This is a genomic window from Streptococcus vicugnae (assembly GCF_016461705.1).
GTDB classification, from domain to species: Bacteria; Bacillota; Bacilli; order Lactobacillales; family Streptococcaceae; genus Streptococcus; species Streptococcus vicugnae.
Window position 1 is genome coordinate 552,755 of sequence record NZ_JAEMHW010000002.1, and the last position, 25,411, is coordinate 578,165.

The window sequence follows — 25,411 nt, forward strand, 5'->3', positions numbered from 1 at the left end:
TTTTTTGATGTCATCTTAAAGATTTTCTGCTACTGCTGCAAGAAGGTCAGCGATTTTAGCAGCATCTGAACCACCGGCCATAGCCATGTCTGGTTTACCACCACCACGACCTGATACGATTGGTGCCAAAGCTTTAATCAAGTTACCAGCATGAACATCTTTTGATTTGCTTGCTACAAGAACATTGACTTTTTCGCCAATAGCTGCAGCCAAGACAAGAACATCAGAATAATCTTTTTGTTTCCAGTTATCAGCAAATGTACGAAGGGCACCTGCATCAGAAACAGTTACTTGGCTAGCGATAAAGCGAAGACCATTTGCTTCTTTAACATCTTTGAAGACGTCACTAGCTTGAGCTGCGGCTGCTTTTTCTTTCAATTCAGCGTTTTCTTTTTGCAATTTTTGCAATTGTTCTTGCAAGCTAACAACTTTCTTAGTAACTTCTTTCAATTGAGGCACTTTAAGTGTTTCAGCAATTGCTTTAAGGTCTTCTTCTTCTTGACGGTATGCTTCAAAGGCTTCTTTACCAGTTACAGCAAGGATACGACGAGTTCCTGAACCGATACCTTCTTCTTTAACAATCTTGAAGATTCCGATTTCTGCTGTATTTGAAACGTGTGTACCACCACAAAGTTCAATTGAGTAATCACCAATTGTTACAACACGTACGTTTTTACCATATTTTTCACCGAATAAGGCCATAGCACCCATTGATTTAGCAGTGTCAATGTCAGTTTCGACAGTGATAACAGGAATAGCGTTCCAAATTTGTTGGTTAACTTCTTCTTCGATTTGACGCAATTCATCAGCAGTAACAGCTTCAAAGTGAGTGAAGTCAAAGCGCAAGAAACCTTCTTCGTTAAGAGAACCAGCTTGAGTAGCGTGTTCACCGATAACGTGATGAAGAGCTGCATGAAGCAAGTGAGTTGCAGTGTGGTTTTTAATAACACTGTGACGACGTTTAGCGTCAATTTCAAGTGTGTATGTTGTACCAACTGACAAGCTTGCAAGTACTTCAACTGTGTGAAGAGCTTGACCATTTGGTGCTTTTTGAACATCAATCACACGAGCAACGATGTCGCCTTTATCATTTTTGATAACACCGTGGTCAGCTACTTGACCACCCATTTCAGCGTAGAATGGTGTTTTAGCGAAAACAAGCAAAGCTTGACCTTCTGAAACAGCTTCAGTACGTTCGTTATCAGCGATAATAACTGACAATGTAGATTCAAGAACTTCTTCTTCATAGCTAAAGACTGATTCTTCAGTGATGCTTGACAATGTTTCGTTTTGCATACCCATTGAACCACCTTTAACAACACTTGCACGAGCGCGTTCTTGTTGTTCTTTCATAGCAGCTTCAAAGCCAGCGTGGTCAATCTTGAATCCTTTATCTTCAGCCAATTCTTCAGTCAATTCAACTGGGAATCCGTATGTATCATACAATTTGAAGATGTCTTTACCTTCAACAGTGTCTTTACCAGCTGCTTTCAAATCAGCCAACAATTGGTCAAGCATGTTTGAACCAGCATCGATTGTACGAGCAAATGTTTCTTCTTCGCGGCGTACGATTTTTTCGATAAATTCGCGTTTTTCAAGAACTTCTGGGTAATATGATTCCATGATTTTACCAACAGTTGGAACCAATTTATACAAGAATGTTTCGTTGATACCAAGGCGACGACCGTGCATAACTGCGCGACGAAGCAAACGACGAAGCACGTATCCACGACCTTCGTTACCAGGAAGAGCACCATCACCGATAGCAAATGAAAGTGAGCGAATGTGGTCAGCAATAACTTTAAAGCTCATGTTGTCGCCATCTGGATCATAAGTTTTACCAGATAATTTTTCGATTTCACGAATGATTGGCATGAAGAGGTCAGTTTCAAAGTTTGTTTTAGCCCCTTGCATAACGGCAACCAAACGTTCCAAACCAGCACCCGTATCAATGTTTTTGTGTGGCAATTCTTTGTATTCTGAACGTGGAACAGCTGGATCAGCGTTAAATTGTGACAACACGATGTTCCAAATTTCGATATAACGGTCGTTTTCAATATCTTCAGCAAGAAGTTTGATACCAACGTGGTCTGGGTCAAAGTCTTCTCCACGGTCAAAGAAGATTTCAGTATCTGGTCCTGAAGGTCCAGCACCAATTTCCCAGAAGTTATCTTCGATTGGAATCAAGTGGCTTGGTTCAACACCAAGTGAAATCCAACGGTTGTAAGTATCTTTATCATCTGGGTAATAAGTCATGTAAAGTTTATCTTTAGGGAAGTCAAACCATTCTGGGCTTGTCAACAATTCAAATCCCCAAGTAATAGCTTCATCACGGAAGTAATCACCAACAGAGAAGTTACCCAACATTTCAAACATTGTGTGGTGACGAGCTGTTTTACCAACGTTTTCAATATCGTTTGTACGGATAGCTTTTTGAGCATTTGTGATACGTGGGTTTTCTGGAATTACTGAACCATCAAAATATTTTTTAAGCGTTGCAACACCTGAGTTAATCCACAACAAAGTTGGGTCATTTACAGGGACCAAGTTTGCAGAAGGTTCAACAGAGTGACCTTTTGATTTCCAGAAATCTAACCACATTTGGCGCACTTGCGCACTAGTCAATTGTTTCATTACATCTTTCCTTTTCTTCTTACTAAGCGATTTTAACGCTTGCCATAGATTGACATCATCTTCTTTAATGCTACTTAAACAAGGGTAAAAAAACGACAAGTCCATCTTACAGAGGGTGACATTCGCCACGGTACCACCTCTTTTCAATGAACTTGTCATTCTTCATTTATTGTTAAATTGTTTTTCTGACATTCTTTGTTAGTGACCTTGTCACCAAAATTCAAAAACTAGAAATCATGAGTAGCACATTTTTAACTTCATCCATGGCTCGCAGCAACCGCCACTTTTCTGAATCTGAATGTTTAAAAACGATTCTCAATCTTTTTAATTGTACTGTATTTTAGGCGTCTGGTCAAGTAGCTTATTCAGCTGAATCTGTAGAACTTGATTCTTCTGTTGAAGATGCTTCTGTTGAGCTTGATGAACTTGCTGCAGAAGAACTTGATGAAGCTTTTGAAGATGAAGAAGATGAAGAAGATGATGAGCTTGTAGCATATTGTGAAAGGATGCTTGCAAAGCTACGATCTTTAATTTTCACATTAGCTTTATCAAGTGCTTTACCGATAACTTGGTTTTGGAAGCTTGTATCATTTTGGTATTTAGCCATAATGATTTTCTTCAAACGTTTTTTATAAGTTTTCCAATCAGCATTTTTTTCTGTTTTCTTAGTTGTTTTAACGATGTAGTAAGTGTATGAATATGTTGATGAGTTCATCACTTTGATTACATCTGATACTGACCCTTCGTCTTGTTTGAATGCTGCATTCATAACATCTGTTGGAAGTTTTGTATCTGCAGAATCAAATGTGTATTCAGTTTTCTTAGCTGTTGTGTTATCTTTAGCAATTTTATCGAAATCAGCACCTTCTGCTGTCGCTTGATCATGAACTGAGTTAGCTTTGTCCTCATCAGTCAATGCAATAACTGTAGCTGTTGTATCAGGATTGTAATCTTTGTAAGCTTCTTTGTAGTTTTTAGTTGTCAATTTATCTTTGGCAGCTTCTTTAACAGCATATTCTACAAGCATTGATGTACGGATTTGTTGTTTGTAAGTGTCAGTTGTCAAACCAGCTGCTTGAAGAGCGCTTGAGAATGATGAACCATATGATGAAGCTGTTGTGTTATAAGCTTTAGTGACATCTTTATCAGAAACTTTATTACCATATTGGTCTTCAAAGACACGTGACAAAATCAAATTCAACATTGTTTGTTGAGATGATGATGTACTTTTAGCTGCGCTGTAGAAATCAGAAACTGTAATTGTGTTACCTTTCATAGTAACAAGAGCTTTAGTTTCAGAGTTGCTGTTTGTCGCAAGGTAAGTAACGCCTGCACCAATAAGTGCTGATGCTACGGCAATAGAAACACCTTTAAAGGCCTTGCTTTGGATCATTTTTGTAAATCCAGATTTTTCTTTTTTTGCCATTGATATTAAACTCCTTAATTTGTCTTTAACTCTATTAGTATACCATATTAACTTAAATGTTGCTTAATTTTAAAGTGTGACATCCTCGGCATTTTTACGAATCATTAGCAATCCGTCACTAAGTGGTAAAAGACTTGCCGTCAAGTTTGGATTGTCAAGCGTTGCGTCGAAAAGTCGTTGAAGGCCACGGTAAATTGTACGCTGTCCGCGACGCACTTCTTCGATTGGTTTGACAATATCGCCACCTTGGAAAACATCGTCAAAAATCACAACGCCTCCAACTTTCAAGTGTTTCAAAACTTCTGGCAAAAAGACGATGTATTTTGATTTTGCAGAATCCATGAAGACAAAGTCATACTCACCTTCAAGGGTTGAAAGAGTATCAACGGCATCGCCTTCAACTAATGTGATTTGCTTACGTGTATCGTACTTAGCAAAGTTTTCCTTAGCAAAAGCAATCATTTCTGGATTACGATCGAGTGTTGTAATCTTAGCTTCTGGTGCATTTTCTGCCATCAAAAGCGCTGAAAAACCAATCGCTGTCCCAATTTCCAAGATATTCTTAGGCTGCAAAGTTTGCAACAAGAAACGGAAATAAGCCACTACTTCGTGCTGGATAATCGGGATATTTTCTTGATGTGCAAAAGCCTCTAATTCCGCTAAAAAGCCTTCATTTTGCTTTTGACGTGTTCGCATATAACGCACGACTCCCTCTTTAACAACAGGACGTCGCATATTGTGATTTGCTGTTTTTGAATATGATTTAACCATAACTCTTATTATATAGCAAAATAAAGCCGATGTGAATAGGCAGCATTTTATTTTACTGCTTAAGAAGGGTAACAATATCTGACAAATCAGCAATCTTTTGATTCATTTTTGATGATGGTTGTCCAAGATTAATGGACTTAATACCAGCATTCTATGCAGCTTCAACATCAATTCTGCGGTCACCAACATAAAAAGTGTCTGCTTTGTCTAAGGCGTATTTTTTAATAAGATAATTAATAGCCTCTGGTTCTGGTTTACGAGCAAAACCGTTTGCTGAAGTCACTACTTCTGTGAAATACTGACGCACCCCAAGTCTTTCTAAAACATCATTTGCCGTGATACCTTTATGCGTATAGACAAAATGAGTCGTGCCCATTTGTTTTGTCTGTTTAAGCACCTCTGCCAAATGTTGCATTGGTTTTATCATGTGGTCACGCGCTTCCTGCTCTTTTTTAAAGAAGGCTGATAACTCCGCAAAATCTAATTCTTGCTCTTTCGCCACTTGAAAAAGCAAAGCTTTTACGGATTCTTTAATGATAAAATCCATGACCCATTCTTCATCAAAAACCAAATCATAATGCGCATAAGTGACTTTCAAAGCCTCTCCAATCGCTTCATATGAATCCACTAAAGTTCCGTCAAAATCCCAAATCAAAGTTGTCACTTCTGTCTCCTCATTTCAATATTAATCTAAATTCTCCAAGTCCAAGGTAATCCAATAACGCGCTAGACGATGCCCGTCTTCTAGGTCAATAATATTTTCCAAAATACCACCAGCTTTTTCAATGGTTCTACGACTGGCAATATTGTCCTCACGCGCTGTGATAAGCACAGGATTGATGCCACGTTTGGCATATTGCTCAAGAGCAAAGCTGAGAAGCCTGGTCATGATACCTTGTCGTCTAAATTCTGGTAAGGTTTGATAGCCGATATGTCCACCAATCGTCGCAAGATTACCCTTTTCCAGCTGCCATCGACAAGATATACGCGCAGCAATTTTTCCATTCACAAAGGCATAATAGGTAGTCATCGTTGAATAATCAGGATTAGTAGCTTGTGTTTCTTGCGCTCTGCTATTTTCCACAAAGGTTTTAAAATCACCAATCTCACGTGTCGTGATAAAGGGGTTATCGTCATTTTCCAAAGCTGTTTGATAAGCTCGGTAAGCCGCTTCATCATTAACATCTAGTTTCCTAATTTTCATACTAGCACCTCCAAAATTTTTTCCATTATAACATAAAAAACGAGGCTGGAATATCCAACCTCATAAAGCATTTTAAAGGTGTGCTCCTTTTTCGACCAAAGCTTCCAATTCATTTAAACGTTCTTCAAAAATTTTGAAGGCTGCATCCAAATAATCACTACTTGTCATATCCACACCTGCTTTTGCAATGACGTTTAGCGGATAGTCAGAATTTCCTGCTTTAAGATAATCAAGATAACGATCAATATCAGCTTGAGTGCCATGAACCACTTTATCAGCTAAATAGCTTGCTGCTGCAAAGCCTGTAGCGTACTGGTAAACATAGTAATTATAGTAGAAATGCGGGATACGTGCCCATTCATATTGGATTTCTGGGTTATCTTCTTTGCTAAGTCCGTAATATTTCTCATTCAACTCTTCGTAAAGATTATTAAGATATTCGCTTGTCAATACTTCACCAGCTTGATCTGCTTTATGAATCATATCTTCAAACTCTGCGAATTGTGCTTGACGGAAGATTGTTCCTTTGAAACCATCCAAGAAATGATTCAAAATCGCAAAGCGAGCTTTATCATCGTCAACTTCTTTCAAAAGCGTTTCCGTTAAAATATTTTCATTGGTTGTTGAAGCAATCTCAGCTAAGAAAATACTGTAATCACCGTACACATATGGTTGGTTTTCACGTGTAAATGTTGAATGAAGGCTGTGACCTGTTTCATGTACCAAAGTAAACAGGTTATCAAGTGTATCTTGCCAATTTAACAACATAAAAGCATTAGTATCGTAAGCTCCACCTGAATAAGCTCCAGAGCGTTTTCCTTTATTGACATGAACGTCAATCCAACGTTCTGTAAAAGCACGGTGAACACGATCAGAATAATCTTTACCAAAAACAGCTAATACTTCTTCTGCTTTTTTCAATGCTTCTTCATAAGTGAAACTCATATCCATTTCAGATAACGGTGTGTGGATATCATACATTTTCAAATCATCTAATTTAAGAATTTTCTTACGAAGCTCAACATAACGATGAAGCAATGGCAAATGCGCATTTACACGGTCAAGCAAAGTATCATAAACTGATTCAGGAATGAAATTAGCTGAAAGAGCTGCTTCTCGAGCTGATTTGAAATGATGGACACGCGCATCATAATTGTGAACTTTAACATTTGTTTGCAAAGTTTTAGCGTAAGTGTGTTGGAATTGTTCATAAGTCGCATACATTGCCTCGTAAGCAGCTTTTCGAACATCACGATTTTTTGATTCCAAAAGACTGATGAAATTGCCATGCGTTAACTGAACTTCATTACCTTCATCATCTAAAACGACTGGGAAAACAATGTCCGCGTTATCTAAAATCTCAAAGGTTTCACCAGCAGCACCAAAGATTTCGTGTGCACCAGCTAAGAGCTCTTCTTCTTTTTGAGACAAGACATGCGCTTGACGTTTAAAAAGTTGTTCAAAGAAATGCGCATAAGCTGACAAAGCAGGGGTCTCAGATACAAAAGTAGCAAAATCTTCAGCTGATAATTGCATTAATTCTGGTTCGTAAAACGCGAATACCTCACTATATTTAGCATAAAGGGATGTCGCTTTTGCTTGGTATTCTTGGTATTTTGCCACTGTAGTATCTTGGTCGTTTTTCATTGACGCATAAACATAAACTTTTTCCAAACGACGTGACAAAGCAAGGTAATCTTCCGTAATTGATAGCAATTCTTGACTTGATTGTGTCAAGTGACCTTTGTATTTTTTAGCGTCTTCTAAAGCACTATCAAGCTCTGCTAATTCTGCTTCCCAATCTTCATCTGTCGCAAAGACTGTGCTCAAATCCCATTTATATTTTTCATCGATATGACTACGATTATCTGACATTATGTTCTCCTTTTCTTGGCATTATTAACCATTCTACCATAATAAGCAGGAGGATAAAGTTTTTGAACACTTTTTTCAACTTGATTTTGATAATAACGCCTAAACGTCTCATAAAAAAGTGACAAATCTTGTGAAATTTGGCAAAACCCGTCCTTCAGTTCTGGCGGTCTGACCTGCGGAAAATAAGCCGAGAGAGGCATGGTTAAAAGATTTTTTCCTTGTAAATACGCATCTTCCTGCCTTTTCAACCAAGAAACATTTCTAGCTAGCAATTGCCTCTGAATATAGCATAATAAAACTTGATCTTGTTTGACTTCATACATTGAAAGCTTCTGCTTTTGATAAGGCAAGCGAAGAAATGCCATGACATTACCCGAAAAAGGACAAACCTTTGTCAGGTAATGAAGATTTCCACGCCTATCCTCATAAATCAAATAACGTAATCTAATAAGACCTTGCTTAACATCAAGCTCCCACAAGTGAAATCCCATATTTTGTGAAAAATACAAAAAGTGTCGATGCAATGGCGTCAAGCGCCTTCCAAGCCACAGCTTTTCTCCCAAAAGCCATAAAACCTTAAAACCTGCCTGATGATAGGCTGCTGTCCTTTGCTTAAGACGTTTTTCTGACAAACGTGAACACTGCACTTCCAAAACCAAATTGTCATTTACTAAAAGATCAGCCACCTGATGCAAATCTGGTAAAACAGCTTCAACAGTTACTTTCTCAGTTTGCGAAAGAGACTGATAGAGCGCCGCTTTTAACCCAAGATGTTCGTCACTTTCATTTTCACTATAAAAATCACAATTCTCCAAAGACACATGAGCAAAATGCGGACGCATAATACTGCCATTTTTTAAGCGCACTGGCATATGGCAAGCTGGACAAGTAAAAGCCTGCTTTTTAGGAATAACATCTAAGAGTGAAATCAAGCGTCCATTTTCATCAAGAGCTGATAGCATAGTAAACCTCCTTACCTTTTTATTCGAAAAAAAATCCTGAAAAATCATTGGCATTAATCCAAATAATCTTTCAAGATTTCTTTTTCTTCACTTGTTAATTCACGGTAGTGGCCAGCTGGTAAATCTCCCAAATAAAACTGTCCAAAACTCAATCGTTTCAAGTAAGTAACCTTAACCCCGTAAGCTAAAAACATTTTCTTAACCTGATGAAATTTTCCTTCTGAGATACTAATATTAGCAGAGCTTTTTTCAAGACTTGTCTCAATTATCTCTAGCCTTGCTGGTTTACAAACTGTCCCATCATCAAAAGTCACCCCGTTTTCAAAAAATGCTGGCGCATCTTCAGCTAATAATCCATTAACTTCTACATAATAAGTTTTTGTGACATGATACTTTGGATGCAACATGCGAAAGCCTAGGGGACCATTATTAGTAATCAATAAAAATCCCTCAGTATCACGGTCTAAACGCCCAACAGGGTAGAGCTTAGGAACTCGGTCAGCCTCATCAATCAAATCAATGACCGTCTGATGTTCCTTATCAGAAACCGCAGAAACCACACCAGCTGGTTTATTAAGAATAAAATATTTTTCAGTCGACTGCTCTACTCGTTTACCTGATACCGTTATTTCCTGCAAACTTGGCTCAACATTAAGGTTATCAGCCTCAGCTAAGCGACCATCAACATAAACCTGACGACTTCTGATTAATTTTTTAACTTGATTACGTGAACCAAAGCCAGCTTGACCTAATAATTTATCTAAACGCATGCTCCTATTTTACCATGTTCTGAAGCATTTTTTTAGTCTAATTCGCTCGCTGCTGCTTCATCAACAATCACCACAAGATTTGGATGATTTTGAAGAACACTAGCTGGCAACTCTTCACTAATCGGTCCATTAATCATTTGATTGATAGCGTCAGCTTTGTCCTTACCATAAGCCATTAAAACAACCATTTTAGATTGCATAATAGATTTAATTCCCATTGAGATAGCTTGTTTTGGAACATCATCCATGCTATCAAAGAAACGGCTATTAGCCTCAATCGTATCTTCAGCCAAATCGACGATATGAGTCGTCATATCAAATGGTGTGCCAGGTTCATTGAAACCAATATGACCATTTCGACCAATCCCCAAAATTTGAAAATCAATTGGGTGCTCAGCTATCACTTGATTGTAACGGCGAGCTTCTGCTTGCAAGTCAGTTGCTAAACCATTTGGTAAAAAACTTTTTTTGAAAGGTTTATATTGGAAAAGATTTTCCTTCATAAAATGATGATAACTTTGTGCGTTATCTGCTGCTAAGCCGACATATTCATCAAGATTAATGCTTGTCATTTCTGAAAAATCAAGGTCACTATTTGCAATTTCTTTATAGAAACTAAGAGGTGTGCTACCTGTTGCCAATCCTAATGTTTTAGCCCCCTCAGACATGGCATCTTTCAAGAGAGAGAATGCCACTTTTCCACCTTCAATTTGATCATTAACACTAATCACTTTCATAATATTCTCTCCATTTCGTTTTTTTGGTATATACCGTTTATCTATTTTTATTATATGGTATATACCAATTCCTGTCAAGAAAAATGTTTCGAGAAATAAAAAAAGAGTTTGAAACTTAAATTCCAAACCCTTTTTACAGTTAAAAATCCATAAAGTAGCCTAATTGCTCAGCTTTATAAATAGCTTCTTGCTTATTGTTCACTGACAATTTTTCATAGATATGACTCAAATGGTTAAATACTGTTCTACGACTTATGTAAAGCTTCTCCTCAATTTCTTTTATAGTATGTCCTTTTCGACTTAAATCTAAAATGACAACCTCTTGCTTGGTTAATTCTTCTAGATACTCTTTACATTGGTAAGACTCAAAATATTTCCTTCCAGAATAAATTATTTTCAAAACCCTCAAAAGTTTATCTGGCTCAATATTTTTGTCAATAAATCCATAGGTACCAATTTTTTTAGCTCGTTCCTCATAAACTGATTTTACATAACCTGTTAACATAGCAATCTTCATTTCAGGATTTTTCTGAATTAATTTTTCAGCTAAATCCAAGCCATTTTCCTTAGAAATATTTGTTAAATTAATATCAAGTAAAACAATATCATAATAGGCTGAATTAATGTCAAGATTATCAAAATTTGTCGTTAAAGTATCCAAAACATCAATTTCATCAAATTGTTCACACATCAATTGAATACTCTTTGCAAAAAGCTTATGATCATCAATCAATAAAATTTTCATAACATAATTTCCAATCTACTGGTAATAAAATTTTTACTACAAAGATGTTGTCACTAATCCGAACACTAATATTTCCTCCAAAAGCTGACAAGGTTTCCTCAATTGATTTAAACCCTCGTCCAAAAGTTATTGATTCTCTATGACATAAACATTCATTCCATTGCTTAATTACTATCGTATCTGATTGAATATCTAAAGATAAATCAATACTGTCATTTGTTGCATATTTAATTGCGTTATTAGTCAATTCTTTTAAAAATCGATATACCATAACATCATATGGAGGAAGCAAATTCAAGTCATCAGAGCAATTAAAAATGATTTGTTTACTGCTCTTACGTTTTTGCACCAACTCAGCTAAAAGCATCTGATAATTATCCTTTAAATTTTTCTCTGGCAATAATATAGGATGATAGGAATCAATTTCATTTCGAATACTAACAACTAAATCATTTAATTCCTCAACAACATATTGACTAGCAAGCTTTTGATTTTCCAAGGCTAGTAAATTTTTAACGGCTATAATATTTTGCAAAATATCATCATGAAGGTAATTCGAAAAATCCTGTCGAACACTTTCTTCTGTTTTCATAAAACGTGACAAACGCTGTCCATCGATTAGCATTACCCGCTCATTTATTTTAGATATATAATAAATCGACCATGATAGCACCATCAAAATGAATAATACATTGATACTTGTAACAACAAAAAATAAGAGAAAATCTGTGATAAAAAAGCGAATAACTATTATCCATACAATTATAAAAAATATCAGTGATACTTCAACTCTTGGTCGATAGTCACCCCAGCATCGCTTTATTTCCAAGCGAAGTTTATCATGAATCGTTCTAAAATAATAAATTACTCCCAATATAGAAGGAAATAAATACCAACCTAAATTAGTATAAATTGGACTAACACCATGTACATCTCCGTAAAACTCAGTACTTAATATGAACAGTAGAAGAATTGCAAAATAGAGGCATGATTTTTTTACTGGACTAATAACCTGCTTAAAATGTGAACGATAAACTACCAATAATAACAATGGGTAGAAATGTAATAAAACAAATATAAAGAAATATAACAAATTAAACAGAGAGGGATTAATAAAATAACATAATATAGTTACTAAAATACTACTAATAAGTACTGTATCAAATTTTCTTTTAAAATCTTTTTGATTATATAGTATCAAGTTAATAATTTCTACAGTATATCCATACATCAGCAACGGCTGAAAAAGAATTCCTACTATATTGAAAACATCATGATTTGATATTGTAAAATAGTATTGCCATATAGTCAAAGAAATAATAAAAATAATCTTTTTAAAAATACTATCTTTATCTTGACGTAAAACTGAAGCTAACCATACAAAAATACCATCAAGTAAAATCGTAATAATAGCAAATTTTTCAGAAAAGATTAATCCATCAATTCTTTCGTCATAAAACAACAATAACAAAGTGATTAATTGTTGAAAAAGTACAACAAAGACCCATAAGTATTTTTTACTCCCATTTTTAATCAGTTGTTCCATATCTCATTCCCACTAAAATATAATTTTCTTCATTGTATCATATTTTAAACTCTAACTATAGAACGTGCTGAACGATTTGTCAAAAAGAAAACAATGAAATAAAGTAATAAAAATACTAATAAACAAGTCACTATTGAAGCAAAAATAATTTGATTTGCTACTAGACTGTCTGTAAATAAATATTTGTAAAAAATAAGTAATAGTCCTCCGTTAAGAATACCTACTAAAACAGGCACAACAAACAATACTCCAATTTCACATTTAAGAATTTTGTCAATCATCTGTCCATTATATCCTAATTTACTTAGATAAGAATATTCATCTTTATTTTCCATAATCTCAACCAAACTTGTAAAGTACAAAATACTTCCTGTACAAATAACAAACAGTATTGATAAAAATGAAATAAAGATATAAGTTGAAATATTTCCCGTTTTAACTAGATATTCACGCTCATAGCTACTCTTAACATCATCTAGATTCTTAAATTTTTCATAAAAAGTTTTACTATGACGAATATCATTCCCATTAAAAGTCCTAATTATCATTTCCTTACTTGGATAACTTTCTCTCAAATTATCATAAAATTTATCACTCACAACCAGAGTAGTCACACTAGTTGCAAAACTAAAAATATTATCAGTTGTTACTTTTTTTACAGTTACTTCACTACCATTTTCAAATTTAAATGTTTTTCCTAAACTTTTTTTAGTAGGATAATAGTTAATTAACAAAGGAGCTGATGTATCAGCCAATACTTTTTTTCCTTGAACTTTAGCAAGATGCTCATAATCACTATATTTTACCAAGTCAAAATATGGTATTGTTTGTCCACTATCTGTAATAGTTATTTCAGGATTGCTATTAAGTCTTAAAAGGTGAATATCTAATTGACTTACTTGATACTTACTAAGAATTTTATCAATGTTAACCGATTCATTTTCATCCTGTAAATTATATTCAATAACTGATGGGTTTAAACGGCTAATACCATTCACACTATAAGTAATAAGCATTACCATCATACCACTAATAACAATCGTCAATGTTAAAAGCCCACTTAAAATGATTAATAATTTACTTTTTGTTGCAATTCTAAAACTAAGTTTAGGATATACAACATTAGCTACCGGTTGATAGAGTTTTTTTCGATTTTTCTTTAAAAGGGATAGTATAAAAACTAGACCATAACGAATTGTAAAAATACTTCCTAGTGAAATAAGAATAATCACTAAAAATGAAATTGGCATAATCCCTATTTTCAACCAGATACGCTGTGTCACACTAAACATGCTTGTTAAACACAAACAATATGCAGCTCCTAAAGCCATAATTGCTAAAATTGAACGAATCCTTTTCACCTTAATTTGTTTTTCAGCTTTTTTAGAATAATTAACAAACTCAATCAAAGATTGACCTTTGATAATACTAATGTTAATCAAAAAATTAATAACAAAAATGATTAATACAATTCCAAAAGATTTTACAATCATCTCTGATGATATAAACCACTGATTTGATATTTCAATTCCTAAAACATTAATAATAAGAGATACTACCACTGAGTACAAAGTCGGCCCAACAATAAGACTAATAAGATAACTCACCGATAAAATAACAAGATTCTCCATAGTTAGTAGGGTAACTAACTTTTGTTTAGAAAATCCTAAAATAGCCATAGCTCCTAATTCATGACTTCTTCTTTTGATGAAAAAATTATTGAAATACATCAAAAAAATAGTTAAAAAAACAATCAAAAAAACAAGTGAAATATTCGCTATCGCTGAAGCCTGCCCGCTCTCTGCTATTTTTGCCAGAGTCATCTTATCAGAAGTAAACGTTAAAAATGCTGTAAATACACTTAAAAGTCCAATGGTAGCAAAAAAATAGACTCGATAAAGTGAAAAATTTTTTATAATATTTGCTTTTGTTATTGTCCAAATCATATTATTCACCTACTTTTGATAATGCTTGGCTAATTTCATCATGATATGAAGAACCACATTCTGATTTTATGATTTCTTTATCAAATTGACCATCTTTTAAAACAACCACTCGGTTAGCATAAGAAGCTGATAAAACATCATGAGTAACCATTAAGATAGTGACATTAAATACTCGATTAATTTTACTCAATAACTTCATTGTATCTTCTGATGATTTTAAATCTAATGCTCCTGTCGGCTCATCAGCAAAGACGATATCCGGATTTTTTATAACTGCTCTAATAATACTTGCTCTCTGTTTCTGTCCCCCTGACAATTGATATGGATATTTTTCTAACTGGTCATATAAGTTTAACTCCATTGCATAGTCATCAATTCTACTGTCTATTTTTGCCCTATCAACATTTTGAAGAGATAAAGCAACTGCGATATTTTCTCTAATAGTTAAACTATCTAATAACATGTAATCTTGAAAAACAAACCCAACATTATTTTTTCTAAATTCAGTTGCCTCATTATCATTAAGGTGACTAATATTTTTACCACCACAAAAAATATCACCACTATCAATACTATCAATAGTTGAAGCAGCATTTAAAAATGTTGTTTTACCGCTTCCACTTCTCCCCATAATGGCTACAAAATCACCTTTTTCAACTGCTAAATTAATATGATCTAACGCATAGCGAGATTGACCAGTATATTTTTTACAAACATTTTTTAGTTCTAATTGTACCATGTTTATTCACTCCTTTTTTGGTATTTATTCATGTATGAATCGTACATTTGTCTATATGACATATTTTTGTTGTACAAATTATTATGATTTCCACAATCAACAATTTTTCCTGAATCCATCATATACACAATTATGGCACACAAAAAATTATCGATACCACTCTTTTGCTTTAGATAGGAAATATATTTCTTATATGCTTCTTCTTTATCAGAAAAATTCTTAGAAAAATAGTTTATGTCCAAAACAAGTGACTTGAGTGATAAATAAATAATAGTTTCAAATAGTTGATTCTTCAAGCCATCAACAAAAACATATTCCAAGTCAGTATTTTTCAGACTTTTAATCAAGTCACTCTCTAATATATTGTATTTCAATATTGAATTATAATACTCATAAAATGGATGAGATTCATACTCTTTTTAGTTTACATTATCTAAATTACTTTTTAATGAGTAAATAGTGCAACATTAAAAAATCCACCCATCTGAGATGAGTGGAAGCTCCTTATCTAGTTCCAGCGATTTGCCCCAAAATGTCACCGACATAATAAGCAAATAAAGCAGCGATTAAACCAATCAATAAGGTTCTAAAAATTTCTTTGAATTTGCTTTTCTTTGTTATCAAAGCTTTGACAAATCCAAGTAAGGTTAGCGCTAGCGATACTAAAATACAAGCCATCATAAAAGTATGGACTTTGAAAATGCTAAAAACATTAATCAAAAGATATGACAAAAGAGGAATCAAGCCAAAAAATATGAATGAAAGGAAAGTTGCACCTGCGTTCTTAACTGCTTTTCCTTTAACAACTGATTCTTCTGTCGTTGAACTTAGATAATCTCCAACTGCCATTGAAAAACCATCAGCTAAGAGATTTGAAAAGCCAAGAATTACAATCGGTGTGACTCCTAAATTACCACCGACCGCTCCAGCAACGACCGCAAATGTTGTAACAATACCATCCATACCGCCATAGACGATTGATTTCGCGTAATCTCCAATTTTTTCTTTCATCTTTTTTCATCACTTTCCATTAACTTTTTAAGCGTTTTCTTTACCATTTTCATTATATCACCTCTTTAGAATTGTTACAATTAAATTCAGACAAGATGACGGAAAAGATTTCTCGTGTTATAATGTAAAGTTGAGAATATATTTATTAAGGACATATTATGAATACCAACGATTTTGATTTTAATTTACCAGAGGAACTAATTGCTCAAACTCCTCTTGAAAAACGAGATAGCTCAAAACTTTTGGTCATTGACCATAACACACACGAAATGGTTGATGCTCACTTTGACCACATTTTAGATGAATTGAACCCTGATGATGCACTTGTAATGAATAACACGCGTGTGCTTCCAGCTCGACTTTACGGTGAAAAACCAGACACACATGGTCACGTTGAACTGCTTCTTTTGAAAAATACTGAAGGCGATAAATGGGAAGTTCTTGCAAAACCTGCAAAACGCTTACGAGTCGGCGCTAAAGTGTCATTTGGTGATGGTCGATTGACAGCGACAGTTGTTGAAGAATTAGATCACGGTGGACGTATCGTCGAATTTGCGTATGATGGCATCTTCCTTGAAGTTTTGGAAAGTCTTGGCGAAATGCCATTGCCACCATACATCCACGAAAAATTGGATGATCCAGATCGTTACCAAACTGTCTACGCTAAAGAAAACGGCTCTGCTGCTGCTCCAACTGCTGGACTTCACTTCACCAAAGAATTGCTTGAAAAAATCGAAGAAAAAGGTGTAAAACTTGTCTACGTAACACTTCACGTTGGACTTGGAACTTTCCGCCCAGTTTCTGTTGACAATGTTGAAGAACACGAAATGCACTCAGAATTCTACCGTTTGTCTGAAGAGGCCGCCCAAACCCTTCGTGACGTTAAAACTGCTGGTGGACGAGTCGTTGCTGTCGGAACTACATCAATTCGTACCCTTGAAACAATCGGATCAAAATTCAACGGCGAAATTAAAGCAGATAGCGGTTGGACAAATATCTTCATCAAACCAGGTTATGAGTTCAAAGTAGTTGATGCCTTTTCAACAAACTTCCACTTACCAAAATCAACACTTGTCATGCTTGTATCAGCTTTTGCAGGACGTGAATTCGTTCTAGAAGCTTACCAACATGCCATTGATGAACGTTATCGCTTCTTTAGCTTTGGCGATGCCATGTTCGTAAAATAAAAGATAAAAAGAACGGAAAAATTTCCGTTCCTTTTTTATTAATCAGCCATATTTGTGTAAACATCTTGAACGTCATCATCGTCTTCGAGTTTATCAACCAACGTTTCTAAAATCTCTGTTTGTTGGTCATCAAGACTAACATAATTTTGTGGAATCATGCTAAGTTGGGCTTGAGCGAATTCAAGATTTTGTGCTTGCAAAGCTTCTTTAACAGCTGGAAATTCTTTTGGTTCGGTAAAAATTTCAAAAGCGTCATCTGATGTTTTCAAGTCTTCGGCACCAGCATCCAAAATCAATTCAAACATAGCATCTTCATCCATATCCAAATTTTCACGGTCGATAACAATGTAACCTTTACGGTCAAACATGTAGGCAACAGAACCTGTTGAGCCCATATTACCACCATTACGAGTGAAAATGGTATGCATGTTAGCATCTGTACGTTTTTTGTTGTCAGTTAAAGTGTGAACTAGGATAGCTACCCCACCAGGTCCATAACCTTCATAAGTGATTTCATCGTAATTTGTTGTATCACCAACATCTGTTGCTTTCTTAATCGCACGATTGATGTTATCTTTTGGCATATTAGCCGCACGCGCTTTATCCAAAACCATACGAAGGCTAGCGTTCATTGATGGATCACCACCACCAGCTTTAGCAGCTACAAAAATTTCACGTGACAATTTATTGAAAATTGCTCCGCGTTTAGCATCTGCTTCACCTTTTTTGTTTTTAATTTTGCTCCATTTATTATGTCCTGACATGCAAAATTCCTCCCTATTCCTTGCTATTATATCATATTTAGACGTAAAAAGAGGATAGACAAATGCCTATCCTCTAGATTAGAGAGTGCTATGATAATAATAATTAATCAGCAATTGCTGCTTGATACAATTCAGCAACTTTCGTCCAGTTGATAATATCAAAGAATGCTTTGATGTAATTTGGACGAACGTTACGATATTTGAGATAGTAAGCATGTTCCCAAACATCAAGAGCAAGAATTGGTTTCTTACCTTCTGAAAGTGGAGTATCTTGGTTAGCAGTTGAGGTTACTTCAAGTTTGCCATCTTTGTTAACGACAAGCCAAGCCCAACCTGAACCAAAGCGAGTTGTTGCTGCTTGCGTGAAAGCTGTTTTGAAATCTTCAAATGAGCCAAATGCTTCTTCAATTGCCGCAAGAACATCTGCAGTTGGTTCTTGTTTTTCAGGAGATAGCAATTCCCAGAAAAGTGCGTGATTCAAATGTCCACCACCATTGTTAATAACCGCTTGACGGATATCAGCTGGAATGCTATTAACATCTGACAATAATGCTTCCAAGTCTTCTCCGATTTCTGGATGTTTTTCAAGAGCAGCATTTGCATTTGCTACGTAAGTAGCGTGATGTTTGTCATGATGCAATGTCATTGTTTCTACATCAATGTATGGTTCAAGTGCATCATATGCATATGGTAATTCTGGTAAAATAATAGCCACGCTAGTTACCTTCTTTCTTTTCGTTATTTCTTATCATCATTCTATAAGAATTTAATCTAGCTAGCAAATTATTTGACCGCTTTTTTTAAGTCCGCTTCATGATGCTCATGAGCAATTTTTAAAATAGCCACATCAAACAAATAATCCTTATCATAAGTCCCAGTTTTAATAGCATAATCTGTCTCGATTAAAACAGCTAAGGCTTTCTTCAAGAAAGTCATTGATAACGTACGTGAATCACGCACAGCAAATTTGACTTGATAAGGATTAACACGTCGTCCAAGATATTCTGACAATGTTGCTACCATCTGCTGTTCATTTTTACCTTGGCTGGCTAAAATGCTGACTTGCAAGAACATGCGAAACTGCCCTAACATAATCGCAATCAACTTAATCTCATCCTCACCCTGCAAACGCAAATCACGAATCAGCTCGCGTGCCTCATCGATTTTGCCATTCAAAACAAACTGCGTCAAATCAAAAATATTATCCTGAAGCGTTTTAGGAATGGCTTGATTAATATCATCTGCCGTGATATGACCATCTTTTTTATAAGATTTCAGAAAAGCAATGTTTTTCAGAATCTCGCTGAAATCATAATTAGATTTCAAAAGCAAAGCCTCAAAAACACCTGAATCAAAAACTAAGTTTTCCTGGTGAGCTAATTTTTGAAAATACGTTTTTAGCTCTGCTTCTTTCAATTCATTGGCTTCAAAAATCTGAGCATCACGTTTTAAAATTTTCACCAAGCGACGTTTGCCGTCTAATTTCCCTGGCGCAAAAATAATCAAGCGCGTCGTATCGAGCGGATTTTCCAAATAAGCCTCAAAACGTTTGAGGGCCTTATCATCCAAATAAGATTTCTTAGCCGTCGTGATATCGAGCAGATTATCAAAAATCACCACTTTTTGATCTGCAAAAAACGGTAAGCTTTCAAGATCCATCTCAGCATCTTGGTAATCAACCTCAGCCATATCAAAATAAGAATAAGTCAAATCATCCTTATCATAGCCCACGCGCTCCATCATACGTTCTTTTAGCTGAGAAAATTGTCCCAAATCTTCGCCTGTCACTACCGTAATCAAACTAAGATTTTCTTTTCGTAATTTATCAATTTCTTCGATTGCAATCATAAAGATATTATAACAAAAAACCATGAGAAAAACTCATGGTTCATGCGAAAGTTAACTATGGAATTTTTTATAAGCAAACTGCCTTAATGTTTCATCAAAAAGACAAATTCTACTTCTATCGCTATCCAATCCCTGCTTTTTCAAGCTATCTTGAATAATCTTACCATAGTTCTTGCTAATGCGACAATGTTCAGGTAAAGCCATTAATTCCTTTAAAGCTATAAGTTTCTCCTCACTAAAAGCTTCTAGCTCAATAAAAGCCCCAACATGACTAGGAAAAAGATCAAAACAAACACCCGTATTTTCTTTTTTGTACTCATGACGTTTCTTCTGAGAAAACATGCGACAACGTGTGAACCCCAAATCGTACAATTGATTTATCAGATAAATACAATTTTCAGACACATCTTTTCCTTCTAGAACAATCCGAGGAAGCACTACATCCAATTCCTTTTGTAATAAACATTGAATATCAGAAAAAGCAAGATTGTCATTGGAATTACTAGAATACTCCAATTCTACATACTCTTGGTAATGATTATTCTGACGTTTGAGTTTAATGGTCAATAAGTATCTCCCAACACTTATTATGCGATAGCGAATGACTATTCCTTTAGATTTGCTTTCAAAATTAGGTAAATCAACCGTAATATCTGTTTCAAGACATTCACCCCCAGAGACAAAGCCTGCCTTTCTCACTTTCTCTTCGTAAATACTCAAAGCTTCTTCAGATAGCTGATATTTCAATTCTAATTCATTTTTAGCGTTACTCAAACTCTTCACCTTCAGCTATATAGTCCTTTTTCAACACTTTTGTCGATTAATTCCTTTGCTAATTGCCACAAAATTTCTGAATCTTCTTTAATGAAAGCTTTCTTAGTCAAGACTCTCTCAGCCGTTAATTTATCGGGATTATAACCTTCTTCCGAAACAACCAAATGATTAATCAGCGGTACCAAAGCATCAATAATTCTAGCATATCTTGCTTCTGGACTATTTCCTTTTTCAAATTCAAACCACAATTCTGTAAATTTCTCGCCTTGAATGATTGGTAAGATTGCTAAACTTTTCTGTAACGATAAGTATTCCTTATCATGTGAGACGGCTTTGCCTGTGGTGTCATACACCCAAGTATCACCTGCGTAAATTTCTCCCAAATCATGGAGTAAAAGCATTAAAGTCACTTTTCCTATGTCCAATTTTTCAGGAAAATAATCTTGAAAAAGGTTTGCTACTAATGCAACCTGCCAAGAATGTTCCGCACTATTTTCAAATCGCCCATCCAATGTCCTATTAAAACGTGTCACAGTTTTTAACTTCTCGATTTCTTTAACAAAATCAACTTTGCTCTCTATTGCTTCCATTCTCGCCCTCCTTTTTATAACATAGTATATGCTTATGCTAATCTAATTGCAAAGCAAAACAGCAGTCACTCGACTACTGTTTTTATTTTGCTTTTGATTTAAATTCACCTCACTGTCTCAAGTTTCCAGTGGTTCAATCCTCTAAAGCGGATGGCGCCTTGTTCGTCTGTGCGGTAAATGGTCATATTTTGAGCTCGGAAGCGTTCAAGTGTTTCTTGGTGAGGGTGTTTGTAGCGATTATTTTGTCCAACCGAAATTAAAGCTATTTGTGGAGAGGTGTAAGCTAGAAATGCTGGACTTGATGAGCCTTTTGAGCCATGATGCCCTGCTTTTAAAACATCAACTGGCAGATTGGGATAAGTTGCTATCAACTCTTGCTCGCCTTCTTCTTCCAAATCTCCTGTAAACAAGAAATGTTCGCCAAGAAGATTGCCATAAAGCACCACAGAATCGTTATTGCTACCGTCACCCAGCTTACTAGGATAGAGCACCTGCAAGTGACTTCCCATAATTGGCAAGTTATCTCCTGCAGAAACTGCGCGAACTGGCGTCTTCGTTTGTCGAAGTTTAACCACAAAATCTGACTTTGTGAGACTTCCTGGACTAACCAGAATTTCTCCAATCTTCACATGTTTGGCTACTTCCAGCATATCTCCCATATGATCCGTATCCGTGTGCGTCAGAACTAACTGGTCAATTTTTCCAACGCCGCGACTGTTGAGATAAGGAATCAAGGTTCGCTCCGCATTGCTATCAGAATTGCACTCCTGCCACGCATTCTTCTCACTAAAGCTCACCTTTCCGCCCACATCAATTAGCAGCGTATGCCCCTTAACATCACGCACAAAAATACTATCTCCCTGCCCAATATCAACCATCGTCACCTCGTTTTCTAGCGGATGCTTGATTTGAAAAAATAGCAGAGCAATTACGCTAACTAGAAAAATCGCCAACTTTTTGTACCGGTAACAATCATATAAAACTCCTAAGGTTAACAATAATAACAACAAGATAGCTAGACTCGGTTTTCCAAAAACAAGTGGAGAACCAACAAGAACCTTACTCATTTTAACTAACTTTTCCAAAAAGACAAACAAAGGATTGAGACAAGTTAATTTAAGAAAAGGTGAAATAAGGAAAGTGAAGCTCAACAAAGGGAGAATGACAACATCAAAAGCCAGTGAAAAAATAGCTGTTAAAAGCAGCGACAAGGGTTGAAATACTGAGAAGAAATATAGCAAAACCGGTAAACTTCCCAGCGAAATCGCCAAACATTCTGTAAGGATTTTTCGATAATGACTAAACTCATCAAAATCAATCAAACTCAGGATAAAAGCATAGGTAAAAGAAAGAATTCCTCCTGTTGTCAGCAGGAAATTTGGCATCAAAATAAAAAGGGTCATTAAAGTAAAGGCAAGATTATCTAATTTTTTTATACCAAGATTTGCAAAAGCAGACTGAATAAGGCTCCGAACAACTGAAACCGAAAAGCCTGTCAAGCCAGCATATACAAGTGAAAACGGGATTTGCAGTATATCCACATAATCTCGCCGTAACCCAAGACGTAAAAAAATAAAACGAAAAAGTCCCACAAAAAAGCCCACCTGCATACCAGACAGAGCAAAAAGATGAATAATCCCTAAACTAGTGTAAACATCACTCATCTCATCAAAAGACTTATCCAAATATCCAAACAAAAGGCCAGTCATGTAATGTTGCATGGGAGCAGGAAAATTCCTTTGAATACTGACAATCGCCTGTCTTCTAAGTTCATGTAGTCGTTCAAAAAAACTTAAAGAGCTTTGCTGTCTCATTTCAGTAATCGAAGAAAGATTAGCAATCCGATAAATGCCTTCATGTTTAAGGTAAGTGCGGTAATCAAAACCACCTAAATTCCGCTGTGGCGTTGCCTCTTCTAAATCCACCTGCCCTGATAAAAGCATTGTTTGATTAAGATTTTTAAAAAATTCCTGCTCTTTTTCTGACTTCAAGGTATAAAGAACTTGGTAAGTCTGCCCAGCCTCCTTCCCTCGAAAAGATAACAAATCACCATTAACCGAAATCGTATCAGGAATCATCTGGATTTTTGTTAAATGAGCTGGCGCCGCTTGATAAGCCTGTTCTGTCTGATTAGCCTTAGTCAGGAAAAATATCGCAAAGAAAGCCAAGCACAGTGAAACCAGACACCAAGTCTTCCAACCATACTGTTGCCATAAAAACAGCAAGGCTAGCAAAAGAAACATCAAACACCCAATCACTTTTGAAAAACAGAGATAATAAACCAAAATGAGCAAAAAAGCCAATTGAATTGGCTTAATGGGAAGATACTTAATCAACAGTCACCTCAGCTTTTAGTTTTTCCAAAGTTTTCTCACCAATACCTGACACATTTTTCAAATCATCAATCGATGAAAAGCCACCGTTTGATTCACGGTAATCGATAATATCTTGGGCACGTTTGGCACCAATTCCTGAAATAGTTTGAAGCTGTTCTAACGTTGCTGTATTAAGATTAACCTGATCTGATCTCGTATCATGATCTGTACCATTATTTGCTTGTGAAGGAGTCGTTACTTGTGCAACATTTTCACCAACTTTTGCAACATAGACAACCGCTTCATCAACTAATTTTTCAGCCAGATTTACTGATTTTTTATCCGCATCTTCTGTGAAACCACCTGCTTTTTTGACTAAATCGGTTACACGGCTACCGTTTGAAAGCTCATAAACACCTTCATTTTTTACCGCACCTTTAATGTCGACAAAAATCCTTCCAGATGCCACTTGTGAACTAGCAGCGTTTTCCTTTGAAAAACTTGCTGTAGTACTTGCTGAAAAAGTCGTGCTTAAAGCAGGCAATTCACTCTGTGCTTCTGCTTTAGGTCTTGTCACATTTGACCAAACAAAAAAGCCTAGCAACATGACAAACACTGTTCCTAAAACCGTAGCTAGTGTTTTATTTTCTAAAAGTCTTTCTTTTAGCTCTTCAATCATTTTACTTCCTCGCTTTTAGTATTTAAAAAGAGCTCATACGAGCCTCATATCTATTTATTCGAAAAAAAGCCCGGCTAAATGCCGAGCTTTTGATTATTATTTCATTTTACGGTGCTTATCTGGATCCCAAACAAAGCTTGCAATGTAACTAAAGAGTAATGTCAAAAGTACAACAACAATGGCTACTAAGCCAAGCGGAACACGATAAATATAAGTTAATGGATTTGGTTTTTTATCGATATGATAAGTCGCGTTTTCAGCATCCAAACGATCAAATTCAGTTTGAATACGGTTGGCAACTTCTTCAATACCTTCGTCATTCATACGTTTGATATCAGAAATATCAATCGGATTACCAAAGTTCATATCAACACGTTCACCAGTCAAAAGACCTTTTAATTGCATTGGTCCTGCATAAACCACTGGCATGATTTTAACTTTAGCCATTTTTGCAATGACGGCTACCCCACCTTTAACGTCTGTTGAATGACGACTACCACTTGGAAACATAACAAGTGAGCGATTGCTTTTCTTCAACATATTAATTGGGTATTTGATAGCTTTTTGACCAGGATTTTCACGGTCAATTGGAAAGGCACCACACATGCGAATCCACCAACCAAAAATACGGTTTGTAAACAATTCCTTCTTAGCCATGAAAATGAATTGTTTTGGTCGAGCTGCGAAAGCCATATAAACAGGATCCCACCACGTACGGTGCGGTGCAACCAAAATATAGTTTTCATCTTTACTCAAAATTTTGTCTTCATTGTGATAATGGGCATTACCGTTGATAATCCAAAGTAGGAAAACCACTAACCCGCGTAAATAAGTATAAAACACAGATTTACTCCTTTTTTTCTCATTACCTTACATTGTACCATGCTT

22 protein-coding genes and 1 pseudogene are annotated in these 25,411 nt (G+C 35.6%); 1 reads left to right on the plus strand and 22 read right to left on the minus strand.

Annotated elements, in window-relative coordinates; translation table 11 throughout:
* Positions 1-15: 15 nt before the first annotated feature.
* From alaS to JG537_RS06325, 14 genes and pseudogenes are all read right to left on the minus strand, one after another.
* Positions 16-2,634, minus strand: coding sequence for an alanine--tRNA ligase (alaS, locus tag JG537_RS06260; RefSeq protein WP_199544361.1), 2,619 nt, complete (start codon positions 2,632-2,634; stop codon positions 16-18).
* 361 nt (positions 2,635-2,995) lie between these two features.
* Positions 2,996-4,060 carry a peptidyl-prolyl cis-trans isomerase gene (locus JG537_RS06265; protein WP_199544363.1) on the minus strand — a complete coding sequence of 355 codons (1,065 nt, stop codon included), beginning with the start codon at positions 4,058-4,060 and terminating at the stop codon, positions 2,996-2,998.
* 69 nt (positions 4,061-4,129) lie between these two features.
* Positions 4,130-4,831: an O-methyltransferase gene (locus tag JG537_RS06270; RefSeq protein ID WP_199544365.1), complete on the minus strand. Its 702-nt coding sequence runs from the start codon at positions 4,829-4,831 to the stop codon at positions 4,130-4,132.
* A 52-nt stretch (positions 4,832-4,883) separates the two neighbouring features.
* A pseudogene (locus JG537_RS06275) lies at positions 4,884-5,495 on the minus strand (HAD-IA family hydrolase).
* A 21-nt stretch (positions 5,496-5,516) separates the two neighbouring features.
* On the minus strand, positions 5,517-6,035 hold the full coding sequence (locus JG537_RS06280) for a GNAT family N-acetyltransferase (RefSeq protein WP_199544366.1): 519 nt from the start codon (positions 6,033-6,035) through the stop codon (positions 5,517-5,519).
* Between the two features lie 72 nt (positions 6,036-6,107).
* Positions 6,108-7,910: an oligoendopeptidase F gene (gene pepF / locus JG537_RS06285; protein ID WP_199544368.1), complete on the minus strand. Its 1,803-nt coding sequence runs from the start codon at positions 7,908-7,910 to the stop codon at positions 6,108-6,110.
* Positions 7,910-8,872: a competence protein CoiA gene (locus tag JG537_RS06290; RefSeq protein ID WP_199544370.1), complete on the minus strand. Its 963-nt coding sequence runs from the start codon at positions 8,870-8,872 to the stop codon at positions 7,910-7,912. Before JG537_RS06290 ends, pepF begins: the two co-directional genes overlap by 1 nt.
* Positions 8,873-8,925: 53 nt before the next feature.
* Positions 8,926-9,642, minus strand: coding sequence for a pseudouridine synthase (locus tag JG537_RS06295; RefSeq protein WP_199544372.1), 717 nt, complete (start codon positions 9,640-9,642; stop codon positions 8,926-8,928).
* A gap of 32 nt (positions 9,643-9,674) precedes the next feature.
* Positions 9,675-10,379, minus strand: a complete 705-nt coding sequence (gene nagB, locus JG537_RS06300) for a glucosamine-6-phosphate deaminase (RefSeq protein WP_132869113.1) — start codon at positions 10,377-10,379, stop codon at positions 9,675-9,677.
* Positions 10,380-10,518: 139 nt separating this feature from the next.
* Entirely contained in the window at positions 10,519-11,124 is a 606-nt protein-coding gene (locus tag JG537_RS06305) for a response regulator transcription factor (RefSeq protein ID WP_133018337.1), read from the minus strand.
* Positions 11,105-12,670, minus strand: a complete 1,566-nt coding sequence (locus JG537_RS06310) for a sensor histidine kinase (RefSeq protein ID WP_199544373.1) — start codon at positions 12,668-12,670, stop codon at positions 11,105-11,107. The genes JG537_RS06305 and JG537_RS06310 overlap by 20 nt, the downstream gene beginning before the upstream one ends.
* A 44-nt stretch (positions 12,671-12,714) precedes the next feature.
* Positions 12,715-14,616, minus strand: coding sequence for an FtsX-like permease family protein (locus JG537_RS06315; protein WP_199544375.1), 1,902 nt, complete (start codon positions 14,614-14,616; stop codon positions 12,715-12,717).
* Between the two features lies 1 nt (position 14,617).
* The gene (locus JG537_RS06320; protein WP_027967951.1) at positions 14,618-15,355 is read right to left on the minus strand and encodes an ABC transporter ATP-binding protein; all 738 of its coding nucleotides are present in this window, start codon (positions 15,353-15,355) and stop codon (positions 14,618-14,620) included.
* 504 nt (positions 15,356-15,859) lie between these two features.
* Positions 15,860-16,366: a VIT1/CCC1 transporter family protein gene (locus JG537_RS06325; RefSeq protein ID WP_199544377.1), complete on the minus strand. Its 507-nt coding sequence runs from the start codon at positions 16,364-16,366 to the stop codon at positions 15,860-15,862.
* 158 nt (positions 16,367-16,524) lie between these two features.
* Between JG537_RS06325 and queA the strand changes: the two genes are divergently transcribed.
* On the plus strand, positions 16,525-17,553 hold the full coding sequence (gene queA / locus JG537_RS06330; RefSeq protein WP_199544379.1) for a tRNA preQ1(34) S-adenosylmethionine ribosyltransferase-isomerase QueA: 1,029 nt from the start codon (positions 16,525-16,527) through the stop codon (positions 17,551-17,553).
* A gap of 38 nt (positions 17,554-17,591) precedes the next feature.
* Here queA and JG537_RS06335 read toward each other — a convergent pair whose 3' ends face one another.
* The 8 genes from JG537_RS06335 to JG537_RS06370 form a co-directional block, all read right to left on the minus strand.
* Positions 17,592-18,317, minus strand: a complete 726-nt coding sequence (locus tag JG537_RS06335; RefSeq protein WP_132869300.1) for a YebC/PmpR family DNA-binding transcriptional regulator — start codon at positions 18,315-18,317, stop codon at positions 17,592-17,594.
* Positions 18,318-18,420: 103 nt separating this feature from the next.
* Positions 18,421-19,032 (minus strand): superoxide dismutase SodA, encoded by a 612-nt coding sequence (sodA, locus tag JG537_RS06340; protein ID WP_199544389.1) that lies wholly within the window; start codon positions 19,030-19,032, stop codon positions 18,421-18,423.
* 68 nt (positions 19,033-19,100) lie between these two features.
* On the minus strand, positions 19,101-20,165 hold the full coding sequence (gene holA / locus JG537_RS06345) for a DNA polymerase III subunit delta (RefSeq protein ID WP_199544392.1): 1,065 nt from the start codon (positions 20,163-20,165) through the stop codon (positions 19,101-19,103).
* A gap of 51 nt (positions 20,166-20,216) precedes the next feature.
* Positions 20,217-20,939, minus strand: coding sequence for a CYTH domain-containing protein (locus JG537_RS06350; RefSeq protein WP_246454331.1), 723 nt, complete (start codon positions 20,937-20,939; stop codon positions 20,217-20,219).
* Positions 20,940-20,950: 11 nt separating this feature from the next.
* Positions 20,951-21,529, minus strand: coding sequence for an HD domain-containing protein (locus tag JG537_RS06355; RefSeq protein ID WP_199544394.1), 579 nt, complete (start codon positions 21,527-21,529; stop codon positions 20,951-20,953).
* A gap of 104 nt (positions 21,530-21,633) precedes the next feature.
* On the minus strand, positions 21,634-23,868 hold the full coding sequence (locus tag JG537_RS06360) for a DNA internalization-related competence protein ComEC/Rec2 (protein WP_199544555.1): 2,235 nt from the start codon (positions 23,866-23,868) through the stop codon (positions 21,634-21,636).
* Positions 23,858-24,523, minus strand: a complete 666-nt coding sequence (locus JG537_RS06365) for a helix-hairpin-helix domain-containing protein (RefSeq protein WP_199544403.1) — start codon at positions 24,521-24,523, stop codon at positions 23,858-23,860. Before JG537_RS06365 ends, JG537_RS06360 begins: the two co-directional genes overlap by 11 nt.
* A 96-nt stretch (positions 24,524-24,619) precedes the next feature.
* A complete protein-coding gene (locus JG537_RS06370) occupies positions 24,620-25,366 on the minus strand; it encodes a lysophospholipid acyltransferase family protein (RefSeq protein WP_074559556.1) in 747 nt (248 codons plus the stop codon).
* Between the last annotated feature and the right edge of the window lie 45 nt (positions 25,367-25,411).

Bases quoted from the DNA above. Each gene is read 5' to 3' on its own strand.
- JG537_RS06355 (WP_199544394.1), bottom strand. From the start codon at position 21,529: ATGGAAGCAATAGAGAGCAAAGTTGATTTTGTTAAAGAAATCGAGAAG.
- JG537_RS06325 (WP_199544377.1), bottom strand. From the start codon at position 16,366: ATGAAAGAAAAAATTGGAGATTACGCGAAATCAATCGTCTATGGCGGT.
- JG537_RS06295 (WP_199544372.1), bottom strand. From the start codon at position 9,642: ATGCGTTTAGATAAATTATTAGGTCAAGCTGGCTTTGGTTCACGTAAT.
- JG537_RS06365 (WP_199544403.1), bottom strand. From the start codon at position 24,523: ATGATTGAAGAGCTAAAAGAAAGACTTTTAGAAAATAAAACACTAGCT.
- JG537_RS06290 (WP_199544370.1), bottom strand. From the start codon at position 8,872: ATGCTATCAGCTCTTGATGAAAATGGACGCTTGATTTCACTCTTAGAT.
- JG537_RS06335 (WP_132869300.1), bottom strand. From the start codon at position 18,317: ATGTCAGGACATAATAAATGGAGCAAAATTAAAAACAAAAAAGGTGAA.
- nagB (WP_132869113.1), bottom strand. From the start codon at position 10,379: ATGAAAGTGATTAGTGTTAATGATCAAATTGAAGGTGGAAAAGTGGCA.
- JG537_RS06320 (WP_027967951.1), bottom strand. From the start codon at position 15,355: ATGGTACAATTAGAACTAAAAAATGTTTGTAAAAAATATACTGGTCAA.
- JG537_RS06315 (WP_199544375.1), bottom strand. From the start codon at position 14,616: ATGATTTGGACAATAACAAAAGCAAATATTATAAAAAATTTTTCACTT.
- JG537_RS06280 (WP_199544366.1), bottom strand. From the start codon at position 6,035: ATGAAAATTAGGAAACTAGATGTTAATGATGAAGCGGCTTACCGAGCT.
- queA (WP_199544379.1), top strand. From the start codon at position 16,525: ATGAATACCAACGATTTTGATTTTAATTTACCAGAGGAACTAATTGCT.
- JG537_RS06265 (WP_199544363.1), bottom strand. From the start codon at position 4,060: ATGGCAAAAAAAGAAAAATCTGGATTTACAAAAATGATCCAAAGCAAG.
- JG537_RS06310 (WP_199544373.1), bottom strand. From the start codon at position 12,670: ATGGAACAACTGATTAAAAATGGGAGTAAAAAATACTTATGGGTCTTT.
- pepF (WP_199544368.1), bottom strand. From the start codon at position 7,910: ATGTCAGATAATCGTAGTCATATCGATGAAAAATATAAATGGGATTTG.
- alaS (WP_199544361.1), bottom strand. From the start codon at position 2,634: ATGAAACAATTGACTAGTGCGCAAGTGCGCCAAATGTGGTTAGATTTC.
- JG537_RS06305 (WP_133018337.1), bottom strand. From the start codon at position 11,124: ATGAAAATTTTATTGATTGATGATCATAAGCTTTTTGCAAAGAGTATT.
- JG537_RS06270 (WP_199544365.1), bottom strand. From the start codon at position 4,831: ATGGTTAAATCATATTCAAAAACAGCAAATCACAATATGCGACGTCCT.
- holA (WP_199544392.1), bottom strand. From the start codon at position 20,165: ATGATTGCAATCGAAGAAATTGATAAATTACGAAAAGAAAATCTTAGT.